Origin of the sequence: Tepidiphilus succinatimandens (assembly GCF_006503695.1) — a bacterium.
GTDB lineage: Bacteria > Pseudomonadota > Gammaproteobacteria > Burkholderiales > Rhodocyclaceae > Tepidiphilus > Tepidiphilus succinatimandens.
The window spans coordinates 50,206-74,301 of sequence record NZ_SBIK01000004.1 but is presented as its reverse complement, the minus strand read 5'-3'; the positions used below and the strand labels follow the sequence as shown (position 1 = coordinate 74,301).

15 protein-coding genes, 1 pseudogene and 2 CRISPR repeat arrays are annotated in these 24,096 nt (G+C 64.7%); of the genes and pseudogenes, 3 read left to right on the top strand and 13 right to left on the bottom strand.

What is annotated here, in order from left to right:
• Window positions 1-16: 16 nt before the first annotated feature.
• Window positions 17-1,227, top strand: a protein-coding gene (locus EPD82_RS03930; protein WP_141055556.1) for an IS3 family transposase whose coding sequence is annotated in 2 segments (ribosomal slippage) — window positions 17-299 and window positions 299-1,227 — 1,212 coding nt in all. Because the reading frame shifts where the segments join, the coding sequence is not laid out codon by codon here.
• A gap of 357 nt (window positions 1,228-1,584) precedes the next feature.
• Here the strand turns inward: EPD82_RS03930 and EPD82_RS03925 are convergent.
• The 4 genes from EPD82_RS03925 to EPD82_RS03910 all read right to left on the bottom strand — a co-directional run bounded on the left by EPD82_RS03925 (window position 1,585) and on the right by EPD82_RS03910 (window position 4,988).
• Window positions 1,585-2,823, bottom strand: coding sequence for a type II restriction endonuclease (locus EPD82_RS03925; RefSeq protein ID WP_141055553.1), 1,239 nt, complete (start codon window positions 2,821-2,823; stop codon window positions 1,585-1,587).
• Window positions 2,820-3,266: a very short patch repair endonuclease gene (locus tag EPD82_RS03920; RefSeq protein WP_141055550.1), complete on the bottom strand. Its 447-nt coding sequence runs from the start codon at window positions 3,264-3,266 to the stop codon at window positions 2,820-2,822. Before EPD82_RS03920 ends, EPD82_RS03925 begins: the two co-directional genes overlap by 4 nt.
• Before the next feature lie 5 nt (window positions 3,267-3,271).
• Window positions 3,272-4,543 carry a DNA (cytosine-5-)-methyltransferase gene (gene dcm / locus EPD82_RS03915; RefSeq protein WP_141055547.1) on the bottom strand — a complete coding sequence of 424 codons (1,272 nt, stop codon included), beginning with the start codon at window positions 4,541-4,543 and terminating at the stop codon, window positions 3,272-3,274.
• Between the two features lie 178 nt (window positions 4,544-4,721).
• Window positions 4,722-4,988: a transposase gene (locus EPD82_RS03910; protein WP_276607285.1), complete on the bottom strand. Its 267-nt coding sequence runs from the start codon at window positions 4,986-4,988 to the stop codon at window positions 4,722-4,724.
• A gap of 86 nt (window positions 4,989-5,074) precedes the next feature.
• On the opposite strand from EPD82_RS03910, the pseudogene istA reads away from it, so the two are divergent.
• A pseudogene (gene istA / locus EPD82_RS12350) lies at window positions 5,075-6,397 on the top strand (IS21 family transposase).
• Complete coding sequence (istB, locus tag EPD82_RS03900; RefSeq protein ID WP_141055544.1) at window positions 6,397-7,194, top strand: IS21-like element helper ATPase IstB; 798 nt, start codon at window positions 6,397-6,399, stop codon at window positions 7,192-7,194. The pseudogene istA and the gene istB overlap by 1 nt, the downstream one beginning before the upstream one ends.
• 240 nt (window positions 7,195-7,434) lie before the next feature.
• A CRISPR array of direct repeats spans window positions 7,435-8,874; the repeat unit is 29 nt; unit sequence CGGTTCATCCCCGCGCACGCGGGGAACAC.
• 187 nt (window positions 8,875-9,061) lie between these two features.
• Here the strand turns inward: istB and EPD82_RS03895 are convergent.
• From EPD82_RS03895 to cas3, 9 genes are all read right to left on the bottom strand, one after another.
• Window positions 9,062-10,420 carry an IS1182 family transposase gene (locus tag EPD82_RS03895; protein ID WP_141055675.1) on the bottom strand — a complete coding sequence of 453 codons (1,359 nt, stop codon included), beginning with the start codon at window positions 10,418-10,420 and terminating at the stop codon, window positions 9,062-9,064.
• Between the two features lie 80 nt (window positions 10,421-10,500).
• Window positions 10,501-15,438: direct repeats of the CRISPR family, unit length 29 nt; unit sequence CGGTTCATCCCCGCGCACGCGGGGAACAC.
• Window positions 15,439-15,479: 41 nt separating this feature from the next.
• The gene (gene cas2e, locus EPD82_RS03890) at window positions 15,480-15,797 is read right to left on the bottom strand and encodes a type I-E CRISPR-associated endoribonuclease Cas2e (protein WP_141055542.1); all 318 of its coding nucleotides are present in this window, start codon (window positions 15,795-15,797) and stop codon (window positions 15,480-15,482) included.
• Entirely contained in the window at window positions 15,778-16,698 is a 921-nt protein-coding gene (gene cas1e, locus EPD82_RS03885) for a type I-E CRISPR-associated endonuclease Cas1e (RefSeq protein WP_141055538.1), read from the bottom strand. Before cas1e ends, cas2e begins: the two co-directional genes overlap by 20 nt.
• Window positions 16,699-16,708: 10 nt before the next feature.
• Entirely contained in the window at window positions 16,709-17,434 is a 726-nt protein-coding gene (gene cas6e, locus EPD82_RS03880; RefSeq protein WP_055423121.1) for a type I-E CRISPR-associated protein Cas6/Cse3/CasE, read from the bottom strand.
• Window positions 17,419-18,072, bottom strand: coding sequence for a type I-E CRISPR-associated protein Cas5/CasD (gene cas5e, locus EPD82_RS03875; protein WP_055423201.1), 654 nt, complete (start codon window positions 18,070-18,072; stop codon window positions 17,419-17,421). The genes cas6e and cas5e overlap by 16 nt, the downstream gene beginning before the upstream one ends.
• 5 nt (window positions 18,073-18,077) lie before the next feature.
• Window positions 18,078-19,214, bottom strand: coding sequence for a type I-E CRISPR-associated protein Cas7/Cse4/CasC (gene cas7e / locus EPD82_RS03870; protein WP_141055535.1), 1,137 nt, complete (start codon window positions 19,212-19,214; stop codon window positions 18,078-18,080).
• Between the two features lie 25 nt (window positions 19,215-19,239).
• Window positions 19,240-19,839, bottom strand: coding sequence for a type I-E CRISPR-associated protein Cse2/CasB (gene casB / locus EPD82_RS03865; protein WP_141055532.1), 600 nt, complete (start codon window positions 19,837-19,839; stop codon window positions 19,240-19,242).
• On the bottom strand, window positions 19,829-21,331 hold the full coding sequence (gene casA / locus EPD82_RS03860; RefSeq protein ID WP_141055528.1) for a type I-E CRISPR-associated protein Cse1/CasA: 1,503 nt from the start codon (window positions 21,329-21,331) through the stop codon (window positions 19,829-19,831). The genes casB and casA overlap by 11 nt, the downstream gene beginning before the upstream one ends.
• Window positions 21,328-23,970, bottom strand: a complete 2,643-nt coding sequence (cas3, locus tag EPD82_RS03855) for a CRISPR-associated helicase Cas3' (protein ID WP_206202171.1) — start codon at window positions 23,968-23,970, stop codon at window positions 21,328-21,330. Before cas3 ends, casA begins: the two co-directional genes overlap by 4 nt.
• Between the last annotated feature and the right edge of the window lie 126 nt (window positions 23,971-24,096).

The window sequence follows — 24,096 nt, the reverse complement described above, 5'->3', positions numbered from 1 at the left end:
CCAGGAGGACGATAGCATGAGTGAGGTCAAGAAACGCAAGGTGCACAGTGCCGAGTTCAAGGCGAAAGTCGGGATGGAAGCGCTCAAGGGGGTGAAGACGCTCAACGAGATCGGGCAGCAGTACGGCGTGCATCCCGTTGTGGTGGGGCAATGGAAGAAGGAGATCGTGGAGCGGGCAGCGACGCTGTTCGAGGGCAAGCGAGGGCCGAAGCCGACGCCGCAGGCCGACGAAGAGTGCCTGTACGCAGAGATCGGCCGGTTGAAGATGGAGCTCGACTGGCTCAAAAAAAAGTCCGGACTATGAGCGGCGAGCTACGAATGAGCTGGATCGAGCGGGAGGCGGAACTGGCTTTGTCGCGGCAATGCGATTTGGCCGGGGTGGCGCGCTCCAGCTTCTACGGGCGACAGGCGCCCCGCGAGGAATCGGAGGAAGAGCTGCTGCTGTGCCGGCTGATCGACGAGCACTACACGCGGCGGCCGTTTTACGGCAGCCGGCGGATGGTCGTGTATCTGGCGCGTCAGGGCCATGCGGTCAATCGCAAGCGGGTACAGCGGCTGATGCGCCTGATGGGGCTGGCGGGGATGGCGCCTGGGCCGTCGACCCGCGTCAAGCATCCGGAACATCGGGTCTATCCTTACCTGCTGCGCGGCATTACGGTGAGCAGACCAAACCAGGTGTGGAGCACGGACATCACCTACCTTCGGCTGGCGCGCGGCTTCGTGTATCTGGTGGCGATCATCGACTGGTATTCGCGGCGGGTGCTGGCCTGGCGGATCAGCAACAGCATGGACACGTCGTTCTGCGTCGATTGTCTGGAGGAGGCGTTGAGCGTGCACGGCAAGCCCGAGATCTTCAACACCGATCAGGGCTCGCAATTCACGAGCGCGGCCTTCACGGGCGTGCTCCAGCGCGAAGAGATCGCCATCAGCATGGACGGGCGCGGCCGCGCGCTGGACAATATCTTCGTCGAACGGCTGTGGCGCAGCCTCAAGTATGAGGACGTGTATTTGAAAGGGTACGGTACGGTGGCCGAGCTGACCATCGGGCTGACGCAGTATTTCGCGTTCTACAACGGTGAGCGAGCGCACCAGGCGTTAGGCAACCGGACGCCGAATGCGGTGTATGCCGATGCTACGGGAGGCGGCGCGAGTATCCCGGATCGGTTCGGCAGCGCAACCACAGGGCAGCGCTGTTGCGCTGCGAGTGAAGCGATGGACGCAGCTTAAACTCGGATGAAAGCTGTCTTGACAGTGGGGGCCAGTTCAGTTGGCTGCGCTGGCGTGGAATGTGAAACGGATGAAGGTGTTGAAAATGACGGCGTGAGCGCCTGTTGCCCCCGATGAAGGCTTGTCATGGCGCTCTTTGGGTGCCGTTGAAGGCGCTCCAGGCTCACTGAGCAGTCGGCTGACGCTCAAAGCCGGTAGCCTAACGCACAGAGCCGCTCAAAACGACGTCCGGCAACTGCAAGTCCGACAGGCTGCTAGACAGGTTTGGGTAGGTCTGAGAGAACAGTGATTCAGCGTGGACAACTGGGGCGCATCAGGCCGTGCCGATTGGCCACCCGTTGGAAGCGGTGGAGCGTATCAGGCGTTCTGCCGCTGCCTCACCAGCTGGATAAATGACTTCACATCCATGAGATAAGCTTGCTGTGCCGCCGTGTAGGTCTGATGCAGGCTGCGGGGCAGCACAAGTTGCACCTGCTCTGCCTTCATCTCGTTCGTCTGATCCTCGCTGATGCTGGGTTCGAGCGTCAGAAGATGCTTATACGGGATGCGGACAGCTTCGTTGAGGATTTGTCGCCACCTGTCCTTGCAGGTTGATTTCGAGGCCAGCATCGTCAGTCTAGCCTGAGGGAAAGAGGCATCGTAATAATGAGTTATGCTTGGAAAGATAAAGTCCGGCTTCAGTTTTTTTTCGGTGATGCCGGATCGTGTGTAGGTCACGCCGTGATCGGTGAACACCTGTTCCAGATGGTTTTCCAGCGCCGAACCGGCCCGTGACTTCCTGCGTTGCAGGGCGCTTTGCACCAGCTTGATGAATGGTCCCGTGTCCTCGATGCCGGACTGCACGAGGCGTCGAAGTTTCTCGCCGAGGAGGTGCTTCTCGAGTGTGCGGAACAGGACTTCTTCTCGTTCCATCCACGCAACCAGCGCCGCGTCCGGGTCGTCGCGGCTGGAAAGATCGCGGATCGTGCTTCTGGCGTAGGCCGAAAACTCGACCGTTTTCGGGAAGCCTCCGCCGAACCTTGCCAGCATTTCGTCCAGATAGTTAGGGGCTTCCTCTTCAGGTTCGATGCCGATCTGTTCGAGGATGACTCTTGCCGCAAAGCCAATCCTGTCCTGTTCGGTTTCCAGCTCTGACTTGACGGAAAAACCGGGGTGCGTGAGATCGGAAAACCCGAACAGCCACATGATCTGCCGTTCGATGGTCGTGTCCTTCTCTGCCACGATGGCCAGCAGCTCGCCATCGGCCCGCCTTGCGATTACCAGCAGGTCGCCTTCCGCTGCGCACTGTGAGACAAGATTGGTCGGGAAATACAGCCGGTATTCCCATCGCATTACTCCGCGCTCTTCCCTTGCCTTCTGCCGGGCGTCGTACCACGTCAGGAACCCATCCTCAACGACCGGTTCATCGTCTTGGTCGGAAAGGTAGAGGAACTTCGCCGCGAACCGCACTTTGCCGGATGGCTCTCCCAAGATTGAGCGCAAGGATTCCACACCGTTGAACTCGTGCTGGTTCGACCGCATGGTATCGGCCTCGACGGCGCTCAGGCGCTTGAGTGCCACCCCCTTGAAATACTGTGACAGATAGCCCTTCTTCATTTCCTGATCCCTGTTTCCGGTTCATTACCGCGCAGCCACCCGGCGAGTCTCTGCGCGACCTGTCCGACATCGGTTCCTGGTCCACGAAGAGCGCATTCCCAGACCACGGCAACACGCCAGCCCGCTGCAAGGAGCGCATCCCGTGCCCTGCGGTCACTGGCCCGGTTACGTTCGATCTTGTTCTGCCAGAAATCCGGCCTGGTACCTGGGAGCCTGTAGAGGGGGCAGTCGTGACCGTGCCAGAAACAGCCATGCACGAAGATGGCGGCGCGGTATTTCGGCAGCACGATATCAGGCTTGCCGGGCAATTCCCGGACATGCAGGCGGAAACGGAAGCCCTCCCGGTGCAGCAGGCTCCGCACAAGGATTTCAGGTTTCGTGTTCCGTCCCTTGATGCCGGACATCATCCGGCTTCGGGTTGCGGCATCTACTATGTCTGCCACGGCATTCAGGCAAATGCGAGGGGTGGCTGGAAGACGCCGGCCCGCTCCTGCTCGATCAGGGCTTCGACGTGCGGAACCATGATGCGGGCCACCTCGCGTATGACCGGCACCACTACGCTGTTTCCAAACTGGCGGTAGGCCTGCGTGTCGCTGACGGGGATACGGAACGTGTCCGGGAATCCCATAAGGCGTGCGCATTCACGCGGGGTCAGGCGGCGCGGCCGCTTGCGGTTGCCCTGCGCGACGAGGATTTCCGAGCCGTCCTTGTAATACCGGGCTGACAGGGTTCTGGCCACACTGTCAGGCGTGACCAGGCCGAAGCCGAAGCCGTTACCGGCGGCGCGGTGCTTCTCCGCATAGGCTTGGAGATAGGCCCACAGTTTTGGCGTCAGGGTGTATTTGGGCTGGACGGTCTGCCGCCTGTGATCGAAAAACCTGTCACCATCCCAAGGCAGCACGGGTTCGGTACCGTCCGTCCGGTGCAGGATTGAGGAAAGGCGCGGCCCTTCGGAAGGCAGTTGCAGGTCGTCCCATGAAAAGCTGGTTTTCTCGCGGAATCCGACGATGATGATCCGTTCGCGGTGCTGCGGGGTGAAGTGCTTGCCGTCGATGATCCGGTAATGCACGTCATAACCAAGCTCGTCACGCAGGATTTGCATGATGACACGGAACGTGTTGCCCCTGTCGTGCGAGAGGAGGTTCTTGACGTTTTCCAGCAGGAATGCCTTGGGGCGTTTTGCGGCGATGATCCGCGCCACGTCGAAGAACAGAGTTCCCTGCGTGGTGCATTCAAAGCCGTGAGGGCGCCCGAGCGAGTTCTTTTTTGAGACTCCTGCGATGGAAAACGGCTGGCAGGGAAATCCAGCCAGCAGCACATCGTGATCGGGCACATCCTCTGCCGGAAACGGGACAATGTCGCCGACGAACAGATGTCGGGGATGTCGGTCGCCGAAGTTCTCGACGTAGGTTTTTTTCGAGAACTCGTTCCATTCGCTGGTAAAGACGCATTCTCCGCCGTGAGCCTCAAAGCCCATGCGGATGCCACCAATCCCTGCGAACAGGTCGATGAACCGGAACCGACTGCCACTGGCCGGACTGTGCGGGGCTTTTTGCAGCAGATCGCGCAGCGCCGGTTCAAGCATGGCAGGACACGGGACTTCCCCCTTTTCCCAGCGTCTCACGGTCTTGGGCGTCTTGCCAACATGTTCGGCTATCTCGCGCTGTGTGAACCTGTCGCGGGCCTGCCGCAGAAGTTCCAGTGGTTGTGTGTTTGTCATGTTTTTGTCCTTCTCTGGTAATCTAAGAGGACATTATGGTCCATATTTTACACTTAAGCCAGGTTTTCTTGGGGCTATGGGGTCGATCCCCGCGCACGCGGGGGAGGCATGCGATCCGCGCCGTACTTGTCGGCTAGCCACGGTCGATCCCCGCGCACGCGGGGGAGGCCCTAAGAGCCTATCCGAATAATCCTGCTTGTTGAAACGCGATGATGCCTGCGGCAAGATGAAGCATCGCTTCGTAGTTGGCCGCCTTTTTCTCCCAGCGCACGAGCAGGCGACGGTAGCGATTGAGCCAGGAATGGGTCTGTTCGACGACCCAACGCCGCGCCTTTGCCCCGGCAGGTTTGGGCTCGGGTTTTTGCCCCCGGCGCGGGATATGCGCAATGAACCCTTGCTGGCGTAGCCACTGACGCAGTGCCTGACTGTCGTAGCCCTTGTCCAGGCACAGGTGTCAAGCGCCATGTAAAACTGACCCCCAAGCGACACGGAAAACTGCCCCCTCCGTGAGCTCACCAGGAGGGTTCGCCCATGAAGAAATCCGAATATAACGTTCCCCACACTCAGGTACGAGGGGAACCGATGCAGAGTCCAGAGGATGTTGCCGCCATGCTGCACCTGAAGGCCTGTGGCTGGGGGACGAAACGCATTGCCGACGAGCCCGGCATCAGCAGGAACACCGTCAAGCGCTACCTGCGCCAGGGTGGGTGGGCGCCCTACGCGAGCCCGAAGCGCAGCAAGTCGCTCGAGGGGCTGGAGGAATGGCTGAAGGCCCGCTTCCTGCAACACGCCGGCAACGCTGCCGTGGTCTTGCAGGATCTGCAGCTCGAACACGGCCTCACGGTCAGCCTGCGCACGGTGGAGCGCGCTTGCGCGCCCTTGCGCCAGGCACTGGCTGCCGAAGCCAAGGCCACGGTGAGGTTCGAGACGCCGCCCGGCAAGCAGCTGCAGATCGACTTCGGCAGCCGCCACATCACCATCGATGGGGAGTCGGTCAAAGTCTTCCTGTTTGTCGCCACCCTAGGATACTCCCGCCGCCACTACGTCCACGCCTTCCGGCACGAGCGGCAATCGGCATGGTTCGCCGGCCTGGAAGGCGCCTTCCGTCACTTTGGCGGGGTACCGGAGCAGGTGCTGCTGGATAACGCTCGTGCCTTGGTCGATCACCACAACGCGGCGACCCGTGAGGTGGTGTTCAACGAGCGGCTGGCGGCCTTTGCGCGTTACTGGGGGTTCCGGCCGCTGGCCTGTGCGCCATAGCGCGCCCGTACCAAGGGCAAGGACGAGCGCGGTGTCGGCTACGTGAAGCGTAACGCCATCGCCGGCCGCAGCTTCGCCTCTTGGGCGGCGCTGGAGGCTCACCTGAGCTGGTGGATGCGCGAGATCGCCGACCAGCGAGTCCACGGCACCACCGGAGAACTGCCGGCGGTGCGCTTCACCGCCGAACAGGCCAGCCTGAAGCCGCTGAACGACCGGGCGCCCTTCGAGCAGGCCCGAGAGCTGAGCCGTCGGGTTCAGCGCGACGCCACCGTGGAGGTCGACACCAACCGCTACAGCGTGCCCTGGCGCCTGATTGGCGAGCCGGTCCAGGTCAGTGTGACCGACGGCGAGCTTCGGGTGCACCACGCCGGCCGCGAGGTGGCCCGCCACCCAGAGCTGGGCGGACGCCGTCAGGTGCGCTGCCTGCCGGAGCACCTGCAGGGCATCGTCGGTTACCGACCGCCCAAGACGGACACCGAGGGTGCCGTGGCCACCAGCGAGATCGTGGCCACCTTGCCGTCAGCCACGCTCCCGCCGGCTGCGTTACAGCGCGACCTGACCGAGTACGAAGCCGTGGTGGGAGGTGGCTGGTGATGACGACACCGGAGACTGAGCGCCTGGACGCCATGCTGACGCGTCTCAAGCTGACCGCCATCCGCGAGCGGCTCGACAGCCTGCTCGACGAAGCCGCTCGCCGGGAGCTGACTCTGCGCGAGACGCTGGCCTACCTCTGCGAACAGGAGGTAGCCCACAAGGAGCAACGGCGCATCCAGATGGGGCTGAGCATCGCGCGCTTCCCGTTTCTGCGCACCCTGGAAGGGTTCGACTTCAGCGCCCAGCCTGCCGTCGATCCCGGTCAGATCCGCGAACTGGCCTGTGGACGCTGGATCGCCAACGGCGATGCCCTGCTGCTGCTCGGCCCGCCGGGCGTGGGCAAGAGCCATCTCGCCGTGGCACTGGGCCGGGAAGCGGTCAAGGCCGGCTACTCGGTGCTGTTTACCACCGCCACGGCACTGATCACCCAGCTCGTCCAGGCCCATGCCAGTGGGGAGCTGGAAGAGCGGCTGAGGCACTTCGCCAAGCCCAAGTTATTGATCATCGACGAGCTGGGCTACCTGCCGCTGGAGCCGGGGGCAGCCAACCTGTTCTTCCAACTGGTCACCCGCCGCTACGAACGCGGCAGCCTGTTGGTGACCAGCAACCGGGCGGTCAGCGAGTGGGGCGAGGTGTTCGGTGACGCAGTGGTGGCCACCGCCATCCTCGACCGGCTGCTGCACCACAGTCATGTCATCACCCTCCGCGGTGACAGCTACCGACTGCGTGCCAAGCGCAAGGCCGGGCTGATCAAGCCCGATTCCATCCACCATCCCGAGCAGCTCGTCAGAGAGTAAGGGGGTCAGATTTCACTGTCGCCAGGGGGTCACTTTCTGATGTCGCTTGACACAGCCTTGACGGCGGCGACCTCCTGGGTCTGGCCTTGTTGGCGTTGTGACATATAGAGCATGACCTGTTGGTTGGTGACCGCCATACCGGCTCCCTGGTGGGTCGGAACAAGCGGCCAAGCTTAGGGTAACCGGCCATAATAGTTGTCGTCCGCCGGCCAGAGTAATTGTCGCTCTATACGCAGACCTTGGTTCATCCCCGCGCACGCGGGGAACACCGGGGGCGGCGGATAGCGAAACGTGCAAAACGGCGGTTCATCCCCGCGCACGCGGGGAACACTCGTGGATGGTTGCGCAGCCGTCATGCCTAGGCGGTTCATCCCCGCGCACGCGGGGAACACGAAGCCCATCCCGAAAAAGAGCCTAGGCGTTGGGCGGTTCATCCCCGCGCACGCGGGGAACACATGGTCGAGGTGCGCACGGCGGCGGGGTCGCCCGGTTCATCCCCGCGCACGCGGGGAACACGCCGGCACCCCTGCCAAAACGCCGTCGCCAAGTCCGGTTCATCCCCGCGCACGCGGGGAACACGGCGTCCTCGTAGGCTGCCTTATCGGCCATCTCGGTTCATCCCCGCGCACGCGGGGAACACATGGTCGAGGTGCGCACGGCGGCGGGGTCGCCCGGTTCATCCCCGCGCACGCGGGGAACATACGATCTAGGTCGGCTACGTCGTAGCCCTCTGCCGGTTCATCCCCGCGCACGCGGGGAACATGCAGCGATGAACCCACGCTCCGCGATTTCCGTCGGTTCATCCCCGCGCACGCGGGGAACATTCCAAGTCGCGCGGCAGGGCCACGCCCAGCACCGGTTCATCCCCGCGCACGCGGGGAACATCATAGCCTATAGCTCGCCTTGCAGCTCTTTCTCGGTTCATCCCCGCGCACGCGGGGAACATGCTCGGGCTCCAGTCGCAGCGTCGGCAGTACCTGGTTCATCCCCGCGCACGCGGGGAACATAGGTAGCGTCGGGCTTGATCGCGCCCATTTTTCGGTTCATCCCCGCGCACGCGGGGAACATACGATGATCGTAGGCGGCTGCTCCCCCATGCGCGGTTCATCCCCGCGCACGCGGGGAACATACCGGGTCGTACTGCGAGCCATAGCCGCCCGGCGGTTCATCCCCGCGCACGCGGGGAACATATGTACACGTCGTTGCCCTTGGCGTTCATCCGCGGTTCATCCCCGCGCACGCGGGGAACACGTGGTGTAGGTACGTTCAGGCGTCCCTGTTGTACGGTTCATCCCCGCGCACGCGGGGAACACATCAACGCGGCGCTCGTCCTGCAGCAGCAAGAGCGGTTCATCCCCGCGCACGCGGGGAACACGCCTGTTGTCCATCGGCCTGCAGCAAGGCAAGCGGTTCATCCCCGCGCACGCGGGGAACACGCCGGCGCGCTGATGGGAACGCCGCTGGCGTGCGGTTCATCCCCGCGCACGCGGGGAACACTCTGTCGTGGTCGCGGCACATGAGGCATTTGTCGGTTCATCCCCGCGCACGCGGGGAACACTAGGTCTGCCGCTGCCTCACCCAGACAATACGCGGTTCATCCCCGCGCACGCGGGGAACACATGGCGCGCGCGCCGCGTTCGCCCGATGGCTACGGTTCATCCCCGCGCACGCGGGGAACACCATTACCACACATCTAAAAACGGCTTCTAGCAGCCTGTCGGACTTGCAGTTGCCGGACGTCGTTTTGAGCGGCTCTGTGCGTTAGGCTACCGGCTTTGAGCGTCAGCCGACTGCTCAGTGAGCCTTGAGCGCCTTCAACGGTACCCAAAGAGCGCCATGATAGGCCTTCATCGGGGGCAACAGGCGCTCACGCCGTCATTTTCAACACCTTCATCCGTTTCACATTCCACGCCAGCGCAGCCAACGTCCATTCGCCCGCAACCTTCTCTAGTCCCCTCATCGAGAACTGCCTCAGGCCCATCACCTGTTTGATAATTCCGAATACGGGCTCCACCGTTTGTTTTCGCAGCGCATACAGAGCTCGCCCCGATTGGGTGGCTAACCGGTGCTTCATCTGCGCCACCGGGTCGTCCGTGACCGGCGCCGGCTCATCGGGTGCAAACCGATCAAACACGGATAAGTGGTGTTGCTCTCGGGACAGCGCCAGTAACGGCTCGATGTTCTTCTCCTTGCACGCCTGGACATTGGCTTGACTGAAGTAGCCTGCGTCGGCGAGCAGATCAGTAACGCTGCCCAGGGACTGCGGCAGCGCACCTATTCTGGCCAGTGCGGGTATGAGCTGCTGTTTGTCGTTTGTCGCCTGGGTCATGTGCGTACTGATGATCAACATCGTCTCGGTATCCACCCCGGCCTGAGCGTTGTAGCACTGCTCAAAGCCGCCGCCGGAGACGGGCATGATGCGCGATGCTTCGTCGGTCAGATTCACCTGATCGCTCTCCCGGGGGCCAGGCTGCGGAGGTTTAGGCGCCCGGCCCCGGGGCTTTTTTCCAGCCTCCCTCTGGGCCTGTCGTTTGGCCTGTTTGTGCTGGTAGTCGGCCTGCTCCTGTTCGAAGCGCTCTTGCGCTCGCGCCTCAATGACCCGCTTGGCCTGAGCCAGCGCTTCCAGCCGGGCTTCACGCCGGGCAATCTCGGCGGGAAGCTTCATCCCCTCACACACCGGCGCCTGATCTGCAGCCTCCGCCTGGGCGGCAAGCGCACTGACTTCCGCCTTCAACTGCGCTTCGATCTTTTGTGCATGCGCATAGGACAACGCGTTGTGCTTGCTGGCGTTTGCTTTCACCTTCGTGCCATCCAGCGCGATCCGGCCCAGCTTCACCAGCTTCATTTCCCGCGCCAGCAGCAGAACCTGCACGAACAAGGACTCAATCTGGGGAAGGAAGCGACGGCGAAAGGCAGCAATCGTGTCGTGATCCGGGTGGGTGTTGGCCGCCAGATAACGAAACGCGATCGAGTCGTGCGTGGCGCGCTCAATCTTGCGACTGGAGAAGACCCCAGTCGCGTAACCATAAATCAACAAGCTCAGCAATACGGCAGGATGATGGGCCCGTGAGCCGCGCCCCGCATACTGCCGGGTGAGCTCGGACAGATCGAGCCGATCAACCACTTCAACAACAAACCGGGCCAGGTGATCTTCAGGCAACCACTCCTGAACGGAAGGGGGAAGCAGGAAGTCGGTGTCCCGATCAGCACCTACGAAATGCCCCATCATCGAAGTCCGGTTGCCGCCTGAGAGGTCTTCATTATCTCATGCCGATAGCCTGGTTAAGTCCGACAGGCTGCTAGAGGCGGTTCATCCCCGCGCACGCGGGGAACACACGTGGCGGATGCAGCCGGATGTCAAAGAGCGCCGGTTCATCCCCGCGCACGCGGGGAACACATGCTGGAACGTCCCTGCCTCTGGCGGCTACTGGTTCATCCCCGCGCACGCGGGGAACACCTCAGCCCGCGCGGCCGCCTCGGCGGCTTTTTGCGGTTCATCCCCGCGCACGCGGGGAACACGCACGCGATATCGCATGGCGTCGGCGATGTGGTCGGTTCATCCCCGCGCACGCGGGGAACACCTGAGATCCTTCACGACGTTGAAGGATTGCATCGGTTCATCCCCGCGCACGCGGGGAACACAGCCGAATGCCTTGCCGCGCCCGATACCCTGCTCGGTTCATCCCCGCGCACGCGGGGAACACGCCGTCCGCCTTCATGCGCTCCAGCGCCTGCGGCGGTTCATCCCCGCGCACGCGGGGAACACGATGGCATAGTATGGTTCGACGCCAAATCGTCCGGTTCATCCCCGCGCACGCGGGGAACACTTCTGTATCTGTGATTAGGCCGCTTCCGCAGCCGGTTCATCCCCGCGCACGCGGGGAACACTGCGCGAGGGAGCCGCCGACGTTGCCAAGCGACGGTTCATCCCCGCGCACGCGGGGAACACCCGCAACGCCAGCCTTGCCAAGCTGCAGAAGCGCGGTTCATCCCCGCGCACGCGGGGAACACGAGGCCTTCACGTCCATAGCGGCCGAAGCCGCCGGTTCATCCCCGCGCACGCGGGGAACACGCCTCTTGCGCCCGTTTCTCTGCCGCTGCGATCGGTTCATCCCCGCGCACGCGGGGAACACTCAACAACCTCGCGTCGCACGCGAGCTGGAGCAGGTTCATCCCCGCGCACGCGGGGAACACGGGGCAGGCGCAGCCGCTTGTCCTCCATGCGCTCCGGTTCATCCCCGCGCACGCGGGGAACACTTCTCTCCGGCCACGATGACACGCTCGGCCCGCGGTTCATCCCCGCGCACGCGGGGAACACGCTGGGTGATCGATGGATTCACCGCGCTGGTGTCCGGTTCATCCCCGCGCACGCGGGGAACACCTAACTGATACCGATCGTCTCGTGGCTGATATGCGGTTCATCCCCGCGCACGCGGGGAACACGCTCGGCGGTCAAGGTGTCGGCGGCGCGGATGGCGGTTCATCCCCGCGCACGCGGGGAACACGCCAACCAGCCCGCCAACGGCAACCGCGACCCACGGTTCATCCCCGCGCACGCGGGGAACACCCCACCCTCCACTGCTGGCGGCTGGCCCGCGCCGGTTCATCCCCGCGCACGCGGGGAACACACGATCGGGCGCTCGACGCCCTCGATCCCGCGCGGTTCATCCCCGCGCACGCGGGGAACACTGCTTTAGCGCCGCCGCCGGTATCGCTGCCGACGGTTCATCCCCGCGCACGCGGGGAACACGTAATTGCCGGACTGGTAGAGTCTATCGGCTTCGGTTCATCCCCGCGCACGCGGGGAACACGCGGGGCGTGCCGTGCCGTGCACTTGTCTGACAACGGTTCATCCCCGCGCACGCGGGGAACACCCGTTCCACGTATTCCGTGAAACTGCCGCAGCCCGGTTCATCCCCGCGCACGCGGGGAACACATGATTGCCACGGACATGGCGAAGTCAGGGCGCGGTTCATCCCCGCGCACGCGGGGAACACTCCCGAGTAGATCAGGCAGCGCTTGCCGATTAGCGGTTCATCCCCGCGCACGCGGGGAACACGTCGCTTGGCGGCACTAGCCTGTTTAAAGCGACGGTTCATCCCCGCGCACGCGGGGAACACTCGAGCGCGACGCGCCGGGGATGAGTTTGTAGCGGTTCATCCCCGCGCACGCGGGGAACACTGAGCCGCTCGATCCACAAGCGCTGCTCTTTGCGGTTCATCCCCGCGCACGCGGGGAACACGGCATAATGGCAACTGGCACGCGCACATCATGCGGTTCATCCCCGCGCACGCGGGGAACACGACGTAGTGCCTCCACCTCATCCTCCGCGTGGCGGTTCATCCCCGCGCACGCGGGGAACACTCAGGCCGAGTGCATCCCGCACCCGGTAGAGGCGGTTCATCCCCGCGCACGCGGGGAACACGCCGGACGATTGGGGAGAAGAGAAGCCATGAGCGGTTCATCCCCGCGCACGCGGGGAACACGCCGCGCCAGCCAGCCGGGGCCGCTTCGCGCCCGGTTCATCCCCGCGCACGCGGGGAACACATGGTCGAGGTGCGCACGGCGGCGGGGTCGCCCGGTTCATCCCCGCGCACGCGGGGAACACCATCACGGATATTCCGCCGGAGGTGAAAGAGGCGGTTCATCCCCGCGCACGCGGGGAACACGAAGACGAAATAACTATCGATCACGCTGGCGTGCGGTTCATCCCCGCGCACGCGGGGAACACGGCGCTACCCTAAGCGCACCGGCGCATATCGCCGGTTCATCCCCGCGCACGCGGGGAACACCCGAGCTGGCCGCGGGGCATCTGGTTTTCGATCGGTTCATCCCCGCGCACGCGGGGAACACCTCCGCGTGGCTTGGTTCAGAGCGTCCGCTGCCGGTTCATCCCCGCGCACGCGGGGAACACGAAGTTAGATAACCGGCTCGAACGGTTAGCTAACGGTTCATCCCCGCGCACGCGGGGAACACGATCGTATTCCAGCGCGCCGCGGAAGCCGCGGCCCGGTTCATCCCCGCGCACGCGGGGAACACAGCACATTGGCGTGCTATTGGGTGCCCCCTCGCGGTTCATCCCCGCGCACGCGGGGAACACACGGGCACGGGGCGCCGGTAGGGGACAATAAGCGGTTCATCCCCGCGCACGCGGGGAACACTTGGATAGGGCGGCAGGGCCACCAGTCCACTGCGGTTCATCCCCGCGCACGCGGGGAACACCGCGGTATTCCTCGTTGAAGGTCGCCATTCGGCGGTTCATCCCCGCGCACGCGGGGAACACGTAGTCGCGGCTGAGGGTCAGCACGTGACGGGCGGTTCATCCCCGCGCACGCGGGGAACACGTTCGGGTCGCCGCCGTAGCGCGTCGCCAGTTCCGGTTCATCCCCGCGCACGCGGGGAACACCTCGGCGGTCAAGGTGTCGGCGGCGCGGATGGCGGTTCATCCCCGCGCACGCGGGGAACACGCTCACAGACGAGCAGTGGCGGGAGATCGGGCAGGTTCATCCCCGCGCACGCGGGGAACACGGCATCGCAACTCAAGCAACCCTAGCCCACCCCTGGTTCATCCCCGCGCACGCGGGGAACACGATCGACCAGACGCGCAGGTGTGGCGGGTTGGCGGTTCATCCCCGCGCACGCGGGGAACACCAGTCCAGCGCCTCGTTTCGTGCTCCCGATGGCGGTTCATCCCCGCGCACGCGGGGAACACGGTGTAGTCGATATGGGGGCTGCCAATGGCAAAGGTTCATCCCCGCGCACGCGGGGAACACCACTCTACCGGGTTGAGCGCCTTCTTGGTATCCGGTTCATCCCCGCGCACGCGGGGAACACCCTCGAGATACCATTCCCAAACATACCGCAATTCGGTTCATCCCCGCGCACGCGGGGAACACGGAACAGGACGCCTTCACGCAACCGCTTCATGCGGTTCATCCCCGCGCACGCGGGGAACACGGCAGAGGCGCCCCCGGCAACGGGGCGCGCTGCGGTTCATCCCCGCGCACGCGGGGAACACGGCAGCAAGGCGCACCACCAGACCATCAAGGACGGTTCATCCCCGCGCACGCGGGGAACACCCCTACCCGGCTGGCCACGATGTGAATGTGATCGGTTCATCCCCGCGCACGCGGGGAACACCACTGCGCCGGGGTCATGCCCATCTGCTCGGCCGGTTCATCCCCGCGCACGCGGGGAACACGTTGTCCATCAGCACGCTGCGGGTGTCGCCGACGGTTCATCCCCGCGCACGCGGGGAACACGCTGGTATTGCCCCGCGCCGCCGCCAGTGGCGACGGTTCATCCCCGCGCACGCGGGGAACACGAGCGCGCAGGGGATGGAAGCTGGTTCATGGTTCGGTTCATCCCCGCGCACGCGGGGAACACCTCTTCGGCCTGCTGGACAACACCGCGACGCAAAGGTTCATCCCCGCGCACGCGGGGAACACTGCAGGTTGGCGCCGCTGACGATGTCGCCATCCGGTTCATCCCCGCGCACGCGGGGAACACGATGCCAAGCATCGCCTTGAACCGGTCCCGTACGGTTCATCCCCGCGCACGCGGGGAACACCCGGTCGATGGCCGTGTGGCCGTGGGGGTGCGCGGTTCATCCCCGCGCACGCGGGGAACACGCGCACCACATGCACATCCGCGTTAGGGATTGCGGTTCATCCCCGCGCACGCGGGGAACACAAGATCGCCCGGGCGGGGGGACATAATTCCGCCGGTTCATCCCCGCGCACGCGGGGAACACCTCGGCGGTCAAGGTGTCGGCGGCGCGGATGGCGGTTCATCCCCGCGCACGCGGGGAACACGGCAGACGGCGACCTCATCATGGCGCTGATCGCGGTTCATCCCCGCGCACGCGGGGAACACGCAGCCCTAGGGCGTCCAGTACGCGGCGCTCCGCGGTTCATCCCCGCGCACGCGGGGAACACCACCCGGCTGGATGGATGGTTGCCAATGCTGTACGGTTCATCCCCGCGCACGCGGGGAACACGGGGGGGATAAATGGAACCCCCCCCTCCGGCCGCGGTTCATCCCCGCGCACGCGGGGAACACGTGCTCATCTGCTGCGTCAGCTCGTCCAGCGTCGGTTCATCCCCGCGCACGCGGGGAACACTCTGGTGTTTAGTTTCGGCCCTAAAACGCAGCCGGTTCATCCCCGCGCACGCGGGGAACACGGGTCATAGGTCGAGCGGATACACTGGATTTTCGGTTCATCCCCGCGCACGCGGGGAACACACTTCCAGATTTTCCATATTTTTAAAGACATTACAAACCACCTACTGACCTACCGATGCACTCTCGGTTGGCAGCGCGGGCTCTGGCGGCAGAAACGACACAAGCTGGACGCCATCCAGATCGACGGGCACGCGTCGGTTGGTGCCAATGGTCACGAACTCGAAACCCGCCTCGTTGTTCGTGCGCCAAACCATTACGGCGTTGCCCTCGCCGATGCCGGCTTCGACGTGACGCCAGATTTCTTCCCGTACCTTGCGCGAATAGTTTCCGACATAGACGCCGGCTCGCACTTCCAGCAGCCATACGGCCAACCTGCCCCGCAGCCTGGGCGGAACGTTCTCAACCACGATGACCAACATCGCCCAATGGCTCCTTTTCGGCAATGGCTGGCAGCACTTGGTCGGGCGCCGGCTCAGGAGGCGCAATGCCGCCGGCGGCAAGCACATCCTCGATGGTCGGGATGATCTTCTCGAGAAGCCGCGTCCGGCGGAATACGTCGCGGCAGCGCAGGCGTACCTCGCGCTCGGCATTCGTTTTCGCCGATGCGGCCACTTCGAAAGCAACCGGCACGACGGTGTCGAATTTGAAGAGATCGGCGATGTCGTAGACGAAAGATAGGGGCTTCCCCGTGTGGATGAAACCGATGGCCGGCGCATAGCCCGCAGCGAGCACTGCCGCTTCGGTAACGCCGTAGAGCGCGGCAGTGGCAGCCGACAGGCAGCGATTGGGTCGGTCGGATGCATCCCAGGATTCGGGATCGTAGTCACGATGTACCCAATGCACCTTGTAGCGCGCGGCGAGCCGCTTGTACATCTCACGCACCCGCGCGCCCTCTATGCCGCGCAGTTGCTCGACGGAGCGGCGCTGCGGCGGCTCTTGGCCGAAACGGATGGCGAACATGCGGCGCACGACCTTGAGGCGCAACTCATCGTCCAGAGCGAGCTTTGCCTGATACAGCAGACGATCGGAACGTGCGCCGCCCGGCTGTCCGGCAGAATAGAGACGAACGCCGGCCTCTCCCACCCACACGAGCAAGGTGCCTACCCGCGCAGCGAGCGCGCAAGCGGCGTGCGAGACGCGCGTACCAGGCTCCAGCATCAAACAGGCCACGCCACCGACCGGGATATGCGTGCGCACGCCGTTGACGTCGACGATGACGAAGGCACCGTCGAGGACGTCGAGCTGCCCTTTCTCGACGTAGAGCACGGAAAGCCGCTCCTTGATCGGTATCGGGCGCGGTGGCGGCAGCGGTTCGTTCATGACGATGACCTCACGGCGCCACCGATAGCAGCCCCAGGCCAAACGCCTTGCCGCGCCCAAGCCCCTGTTCGATGATCTGCAGAAGACGCCCGGGATCGGTCACTTCCATGCGTCCGTCGTAGTAGGCGACGTCGAACGTGAGCCAAGCCGCGGCGTCGGTGCCCGGTTTGCGAAAACGCCAACGCGAGCGACGTACCTGGACGTCGAACAGGGTCGGCACCTCCGTTTCGCCGCTCGCGCCGGGGTCCGACCAAAACGCCTCGCCGGCTCGCACCGCGGCACGCTCGAGGCGACACAGCGTGAAACCTCCGCGTGTTCGGCCTTGGCCATCGAGCCATGCCAGCGCCTCGAGGTCATCGTGGATCCCCACGCGCTGCCCGCGACGCGCGGGCGTCCCGTCGACTTTCCGCGCCCGGGTCGGGTTGGCATACAGCCGAAAACGCAGTTCGCGCCCCGTTTGCAGCAGGCGCGCGGGGTCGTAGGGCTTGCTTTGGGCATGCCCATAGCGTGGTGGCAAGCGCTCCCAGTTCCCGGCTCGATCGCTCTGGATCAGGACGGTGGGCCGATCGAACGGCCCGCCCGGCTCCAGGCGCCAGAGAAAGCGCGCTGGCGGAGCATCCGGGTGCTCGGCAAAGACGCGCGCGAGCGTCTGGTGCATCGCATAGGGGTTTGCCACGTCACGGCGCGCGGCATGGTCGCGCGGATCGAGCACCAGCCGGCTCAGGATAAGGGGCATGTCCAGACCTCCGAGCGCACGAAACGCGCGCCAAAACGCCGCTCGGCAAAAGGCGCGATGGGTTGGTCGAGGCGTAGCGCGCCTTCGCCGTCATCGGGGTTTTCGAGGACGACGCGCAAAGGCCGTGCGCCCTCCTCGCCGCCCACGAGCAAAGGATGGCGGCGCAGAGTCTCTTCGAGCGAGGTGTCACACACGCCGTCGGGCAGGGCCACGGGCAATCCGGGCGGGCAACTCCTGCGGCCGAGAAAGATCGGCCAGACCGGACGATGGAGCGCCGCCTGGAGCGAGCGGAGAAAATCCACCTCGTCGCCTTCCAGCCCGACGAGGAAGACGGCGTCGGACAGGTAATAGCGCGGGCTGATGATGGTCGAATCGGCATCCGCCTTGCCATCGCGCTTGAGCACGCCCTGTACGGTCTGAAAATCGCGCACCCGCACGCCTTCCCGATCCACCCGCACGCCCATGCGTAGCCGCGCGAGGTCATCCACCGGCAGATGCCGGTCGCGGCCCAGCGCAGCGCAGAGCAGCCCCAGCACGCCGGATTTGCTCGGTTCGAGCTGGGAATCACGCTCGTCGTATCGGCTCGTCGTACCCCAGGATTGCAGGGGGCCGGCGAGGCGCAAAAGCAGCGTCGGCATGGCTTTCAGCCTCGCGCCGCGTAGCGTTCCGCCGCCTGCCGTGCCGCCCATTCGGCCAGGTCGGCGAGCTTGACCACGGCGGTTCCGCCCGCATCCCAGGCACCGGTGAGATCGAGCACGGCCCACGGTCCTTCTTCGCCATAGGCTTGGGCCAGGGTTTTTTCCTGATGCGCGAGCCGCTCGACCGAGAGCGCGGAGAGCGCCCGGTCGCGCTGCGGGAAAACGGGTTGCTCGAAGGCGTTAGCGAGGTTGATCGGCATCTTTTGGCGCAGCACCACGCCGACGAAAGCGGGCGGATTGTGCGCGGCAAAGCTGTTTTGCTTGCCGGAAGGCAGCGTGCACGCAAACGCCTCGATGAAAGCGCGCACGCTCGCCAGTGCGAGTTCCTCGTCGCCTTGCAGGTTGGCGAGGAGTTTCAGCGGGTCGAGCGCGGCGTAGCGGTAATGAGTGGCGGAGTTGAATTCGACGTTGTCGATCATCGCCGCACCGCTTTCCTCGGGCGTGGCAAGATCGTCCACCGCGGTGAAGTAGTCGAACTGGCGCTCGACCGCGTGGGTGGAGATCGAATGCGCCACCTGGCAGGCGGCGTCCTGGTTGGCGCCCGGCAGATCAGCGAGCATGCGGCCGAAAAGGGCGATGTCGGCAGCCCGCCCGCCGTCGAGAATCCGGCTCGCCTCGGCGATCACCTCCTTGGGCAGCGTCGATTTGGCGTCTTTCTTGGATTTTTTGCCATCCGCCTCGATGTTGAGCGCATCCCAATGGCGGTCGATAAGGTCGGCGAAACGCGCCAGTTCATCTTCGGCGAGGAACAGCAGGTATTGCGCCTCGCCCTTGTCGTCGAGCTTCATGTGGATGGCGGCGAGCGCCTGACGAATGGCATTGTCGGGCGCCTCACGTCCCCGGGTGAGCAGCATTTCGGACAAGCGCGCCATCACTTTCTTGGTACGCAAGCCCAGATGCTGCGGCGCGATCAAACGGCTTTCCCGGAAAAACCGGCGTACCGGCCGCTTCTGCGCCTGCGAACTCAGGCGCGCGCGCCGGAAGCCGCCGAAGATGGCGTCTTTGGGCGCGCCTGTGTCGTCGCGGTTGAGGTTGCTGGGGGCGATGTTCTGGATGATGTGGATTTCGATGAAAGGGGGCATGGCATTCTCCTGAAAGTCGTCGGGATCAAGGTAGAGGCGTTGCGGCGGGTTCGGACGTGTCGGCTGCGGTGGAGGCGTCGGTCGCGCGGGTTTCGCTGCGGTAAAAGTCCTTGGCCCAGCGGGCACGGATACGGTTTTGCCGCTCGGTGGTGTAAGGCTTCATGAGTTCGCGTAAGTCGGTGAGCAAAGCCGCATGGTCGAACGCCTCCTCCTTCAGCAGCATGACGATCTGGCGCAAATGTTCGGACAGGCCGTCGGCATCGGCTTCGAGGAGCGCGATGAAGCGCTTTTCGAGGCTGGGGCGCTGGTCTTTCTTCCTCCACAGCGCCCCGAAGGCCTTGGCGAGCGAACGGCCTTGCTGGTGCTGGCCGTGCATCGCGTAGAGCATGGCGCACAGGTAAAAAGCACGCCGCTCGCTCTCGGGTGTGTCTTCGGGCAGGAAGGGCTCGACGAAGGGAAAGGCGGGCACATACTCGCCCGGGTCAAACGCCGCCGCGCGGCGCAGGATGGCGCGCGCGCCCCGGTCTTCGCAGACGTTCGCGAGGTGTTCGACGAACGCCTGCACCCGGGGCTGCGTCGACCCTCGCGGGGGGCTGTCTGGCGAGACGCTTTGCTCATGCGGCATCGCGGTTCTCCTTACGGTTGCGGAGGATGGTGTGGAATTCGGCTTCCGTCTGCGCCATGGCCTTCCAGGCGCGCGGCGTGTCGGAGAGCAGGATGCCTAGTTCGTGCCAGAAGGCGTGCGCGGCCTCGGTCATGGCGTTCTGCCAGAGACGATGCGCCGCTTCCCAATCGTTGGCGGCGTAGGCCGCCATCAAGGCCGGCAGGCGTTGTTCGAGGCGGGTGAAATAGACGTCTGCGAGCGGACTTTGCGCGACACGTTCGCGGGCTTTTTTGCGGGTTTCCGTGTGTTCGGGGTCGGACTGGGTGAGCGCGACGACGCGCGCGGCCAAAGCGCGCAGCTTGTCGTGCAAGGCTTCGGCGGCCGCCACGTCTTCCCGCAACTGCGCGGCCGCCTCCTCGATGGCGAGTACGGCGTGCGGCAGGCGCAGAAGCTCCATGCGGGCGCGTTCGAGTTTGGCCTGATCGCTGGCCAATCCGGCCGCAAGCACATGCAGTACTTCCTCTTCGTCCGTGATGTCGGCCGCGTGGCGCAACACGGCATGAGCCTTTTCTTTTGCGTCCGCCGTGAGGCTGGGCAAATCGCGCCACAGCGCACGGCCACCGTCGAAACGCACGCGTAAAATCGTCTTGCCGTCTTTGCTCATGCGCTGTGCCACCATTGGATCGGGCGCATGGGGGTCGTCTTGCAGGGCAAGCCCCGGGGCGAACCAGATTTCACGCACCAGCCCCCCTTCATCCACGTCGAGCAGCACGCCGCGTGAGGGCCGGGTGTAGCGGTCGTTCGGACCAGAGGCCAAGGTGGCGGGTGCGGCGAGGTCCTGGATCGAGGGAGGTGCCTTTTCCCAGGCGGGCATGTCGTCCCGGTTGGGTAGAGCCGAACCCAAGTTGAGCAACAAGGTCTCGCCGAGATTCGCACCCAGCGCCAAAAAAGCGGCGCTGTTGGCAAGCGGCCCGGCGTTGTCGGAAGTCTTGAGGATTTTGATGAGGCCGCCGGGCGTGAAACTGAATAACCCCAGCATGTCGCGCAAGGCGTCTGGCCATGGCAAGGTCGCCGTCTTGCGGTGATCGAAGAGAAAACCGTCGTTACCCAACAAAGCAAGGTGCAAGACGGATTTTTTCTTGTCTTTCGTGTCCGGATGGTGCGCGAGCGCCGCCACCTGCATGAAAGGGTGTTCGGGATGCACGAGCCAGAAACGCTCGCGCCAGTGTTCGAGATAATCGAGTACGGCGTCGGTCGGCAATCCCTCCCGTCGCCAACGTCGGCGCTCCTGCCGGGCCCATGATCCGAAACGCGCACTTGAGGCGCGGTGCAGGATGGCGAGCAGCAGGCGGTAGAGCGCCACGCGGTTGGCGGGGCTGGGTTCGTCGAGGTCTCGGATGATATGAGCATGGCGGAACAACTCGGCCAAGCCCACCGTGCGGCTTTGTCCATCCTGCCCACGTACGGGAATCCAGGCTTCGTCGATTAGGTTGTAGCGCGCCAAATGGTTCACGTCTCCTCCTTCTCATAGACCAACCCCAGACAGGGATCGAGCCGCACTTGCAGGTTTCCTACCATTGTCTTGCTTTCGTCATCGAGAATCAATGGGTAGAGGTCGCGCAGATACGGGGATTCGGCGAACGCCGGCGGCCTTGCTTGCGCTTTGAGGACTTCGATGAGCGCCTTGCGTGAGACACGCAGCTGACGTGCATAGACGGCCCGCGCGCGGTCGCGCTCGAGCGGACGCTGTGGATCGAAAGGCGGCGCATCCGGGCGCTCGCGCCAACCGGCTTCGTTGACCCACAGCGGCACCACGGCAAGGCTTTCTTCGCCCAGACGCGTGACGACTTCGAGCCCCCCTTCGCCGGCTTCGCGCGCTTGCGGGATGTCGATGAGCGCGAAAAGATCGGGCGCGTCGGCATCGAGCGCGACGTTGTGCATCCGCTGGCGCATTTCCTGCATCTCGGCGAGGTATTGGCCATAGGCCGCATCCTGATCCTGCACCGTCGCCACCTCCGCGCCCTCATCCGCTGGTGCAGCGTCATAGACCGCCTGCACCAAGGAGTCGATGTCGTCAGGCAGCCGAACGATTGGGCGCTCGCGCAATTGCCGCCAACTGCGCAGCAAAATGTAGGGCTGATAGACGTACTTCCAGCGCGTCGCGGTGAGATCGGGCGGTGACTCGCCGGCCAGACCGGCCACGTAGAGCACCGGCTCCCGATGCGCTTCGGGGCGCTGACGCGGGTGCCGATGCAGGCGCCCGGCGCGTTGCAGCACGAGGTCGACGGGCGCCAAGTCGGTGATCATGGCGTCGAAATCGACGTCGAGGCTCTGTTCCGCGACCTGTGTAGCGATGAGGATCGCGCGTTCGGGCCGCTCGCATTCTTTGCCGAAATGCGCAAGCACCTTTTGCTCGATCGCCTGCCGTTCGTCGGCGGGAAAGCGCGCGTGGTAGAGGAGCACTTCGGCCGCATCTCCGACCGTATCTTCGAGCATCGAGTACAGGGTTTGCGCGCGGTCGACGGTGTTGACGATGACGGCGATGCAGCCGCCCTCGGCCGTCAGATTCCGCGCCGTCTCGGCGATGGATTCGAGCAACTCGGAAAGCGCACAGAGCGCAATCGGCGCCTGCTCGCGGGCGATGATCGTTCGGGATGCAATCCGCCCGCCTTGGGCCAGCAGGACGCGCGGATAGGCGCTTTCCTCGTTTTCGGCGACACCCCAGGCGGCGAGGAGTTCTTGGCGTTTGGCGCGCGGCAGCGTGGCCGAGAGCAGGATCACGGCGCAGCCCATGCGCTTGAGCCAGCGCAAGAGATGCGCGATCAGGCCGCCGGTGTAGACATCGTACGCGTGCACTTCGTCGAGGATGACGACGCGCCGGGCGAGCCCCCACAGCCGCACGAAATGGTGCTTGACGTGCAGCACGGCGTAGAGCGCCTGATCGACGGTGCCGACCCCGAATGGGGAAAGGAGCGCGCGTTTGGGCTTGGCGAACCAGCTCGCCGCAGCGACGTGCTCGCCCGGTTCGCCGTACACGCCACGCAGCGCCTGATACGACTCGACCAGTTCGGCCCCGGCATGCGCGAGCTGGATGTCGAGCTGGACGTCGTGCCGGTCGGCGAAAGCCTGCAAAAAGCGTACCGCGCGCTCGAACATGGCGTTGCCGGTCGCCTGCGTCGGCAGCCCGACGTAAAACCCGCGCAGGCCGAAGCGCCGCTGCAGGCGCAAGAAGGCGAGGAAGGCCGCCTCGGTCTTGCCCTCACCCATCGGGGCTTCGATGAGCACGAGCGGCGGTTCGGCGACCTCGCACAGCAGTTCCTCGACGGCGCTCTGCAAAGGGCGCGGTGCGAGCGCTTTGCCTGTCATGCGCGTGAGCAGCGCGGCAGTGTCCTCGCGCTCGTCTGAGAGCAGGGTGACTCTCTCGTGCCAGCCCAGTTCCCGCAAGGCCCGTCGGGCGCGCTCCTGAGCATCCCGCCAGTACGCCGGGCCTGCCGGCGGGCGGCCAGCGTAAGGAAAGAAGGCGTCGTTCGAGCCGATCCAGTCGGCCACGCTCACGAGTCCGGCCAGCCACAGCGCCGCGTCGAGTCGGGTTTCCAAAAATTCCCCGTCCGGCACGGCGGATGCATCGAGCCCCTGCGCTGCGAGATAGTCGCCCAGCAAGGCACGTCGCGCCGCGCGCCATTCGGGGGATTCACGGTTCGGCGCGGCATGTTTGCGCTCACCCGATCGGACGATATAGCCGTGATGCCCGCCCAGAATGCAGGCGAGCGCCTCGGCCAACTTCGCTTCCCTCGGCAGCAGGGCGGCGCTGGCCAGATCGTGCCGGTCCTGTTTCAGCACCTGCGGCGGCCGAAAAGAAAACCCTGCCGATTCCAGCCGCGCCCGGCCTTGCGGCCACTTGGCCTGAAAGCCGGGGATCGCCTTGCCGTAATCGTGCAAGCCAACGAGCGTGGCAAGCACCTCGACCCCGAATTCCTGCAATGCAGAAGGGGGAACGAATCGTTCGAGCAGCACCCGCGCCACGGCAGCCACGTCGAGCAGGTGGGAAAGCAGGGAGTGGCCATGCACCGCCCCCGACTCCTCCGGTGCGCTCTTGCCCCAAAAGAACAGGCACTCCGGCTCCTGCAATGGGCTAGTAGTGCCGTTGGCCACTGAAATAACTCCCCCTCCCTCCCCCATCTTCAACCCCCAAGCTCCTCCACCGCCCCATCACGGCTCTGGTGCTAGGGAGAGGGAAAACGGCGGCGACGTCGCACGCCTCTGGCCACATCGGCCTTG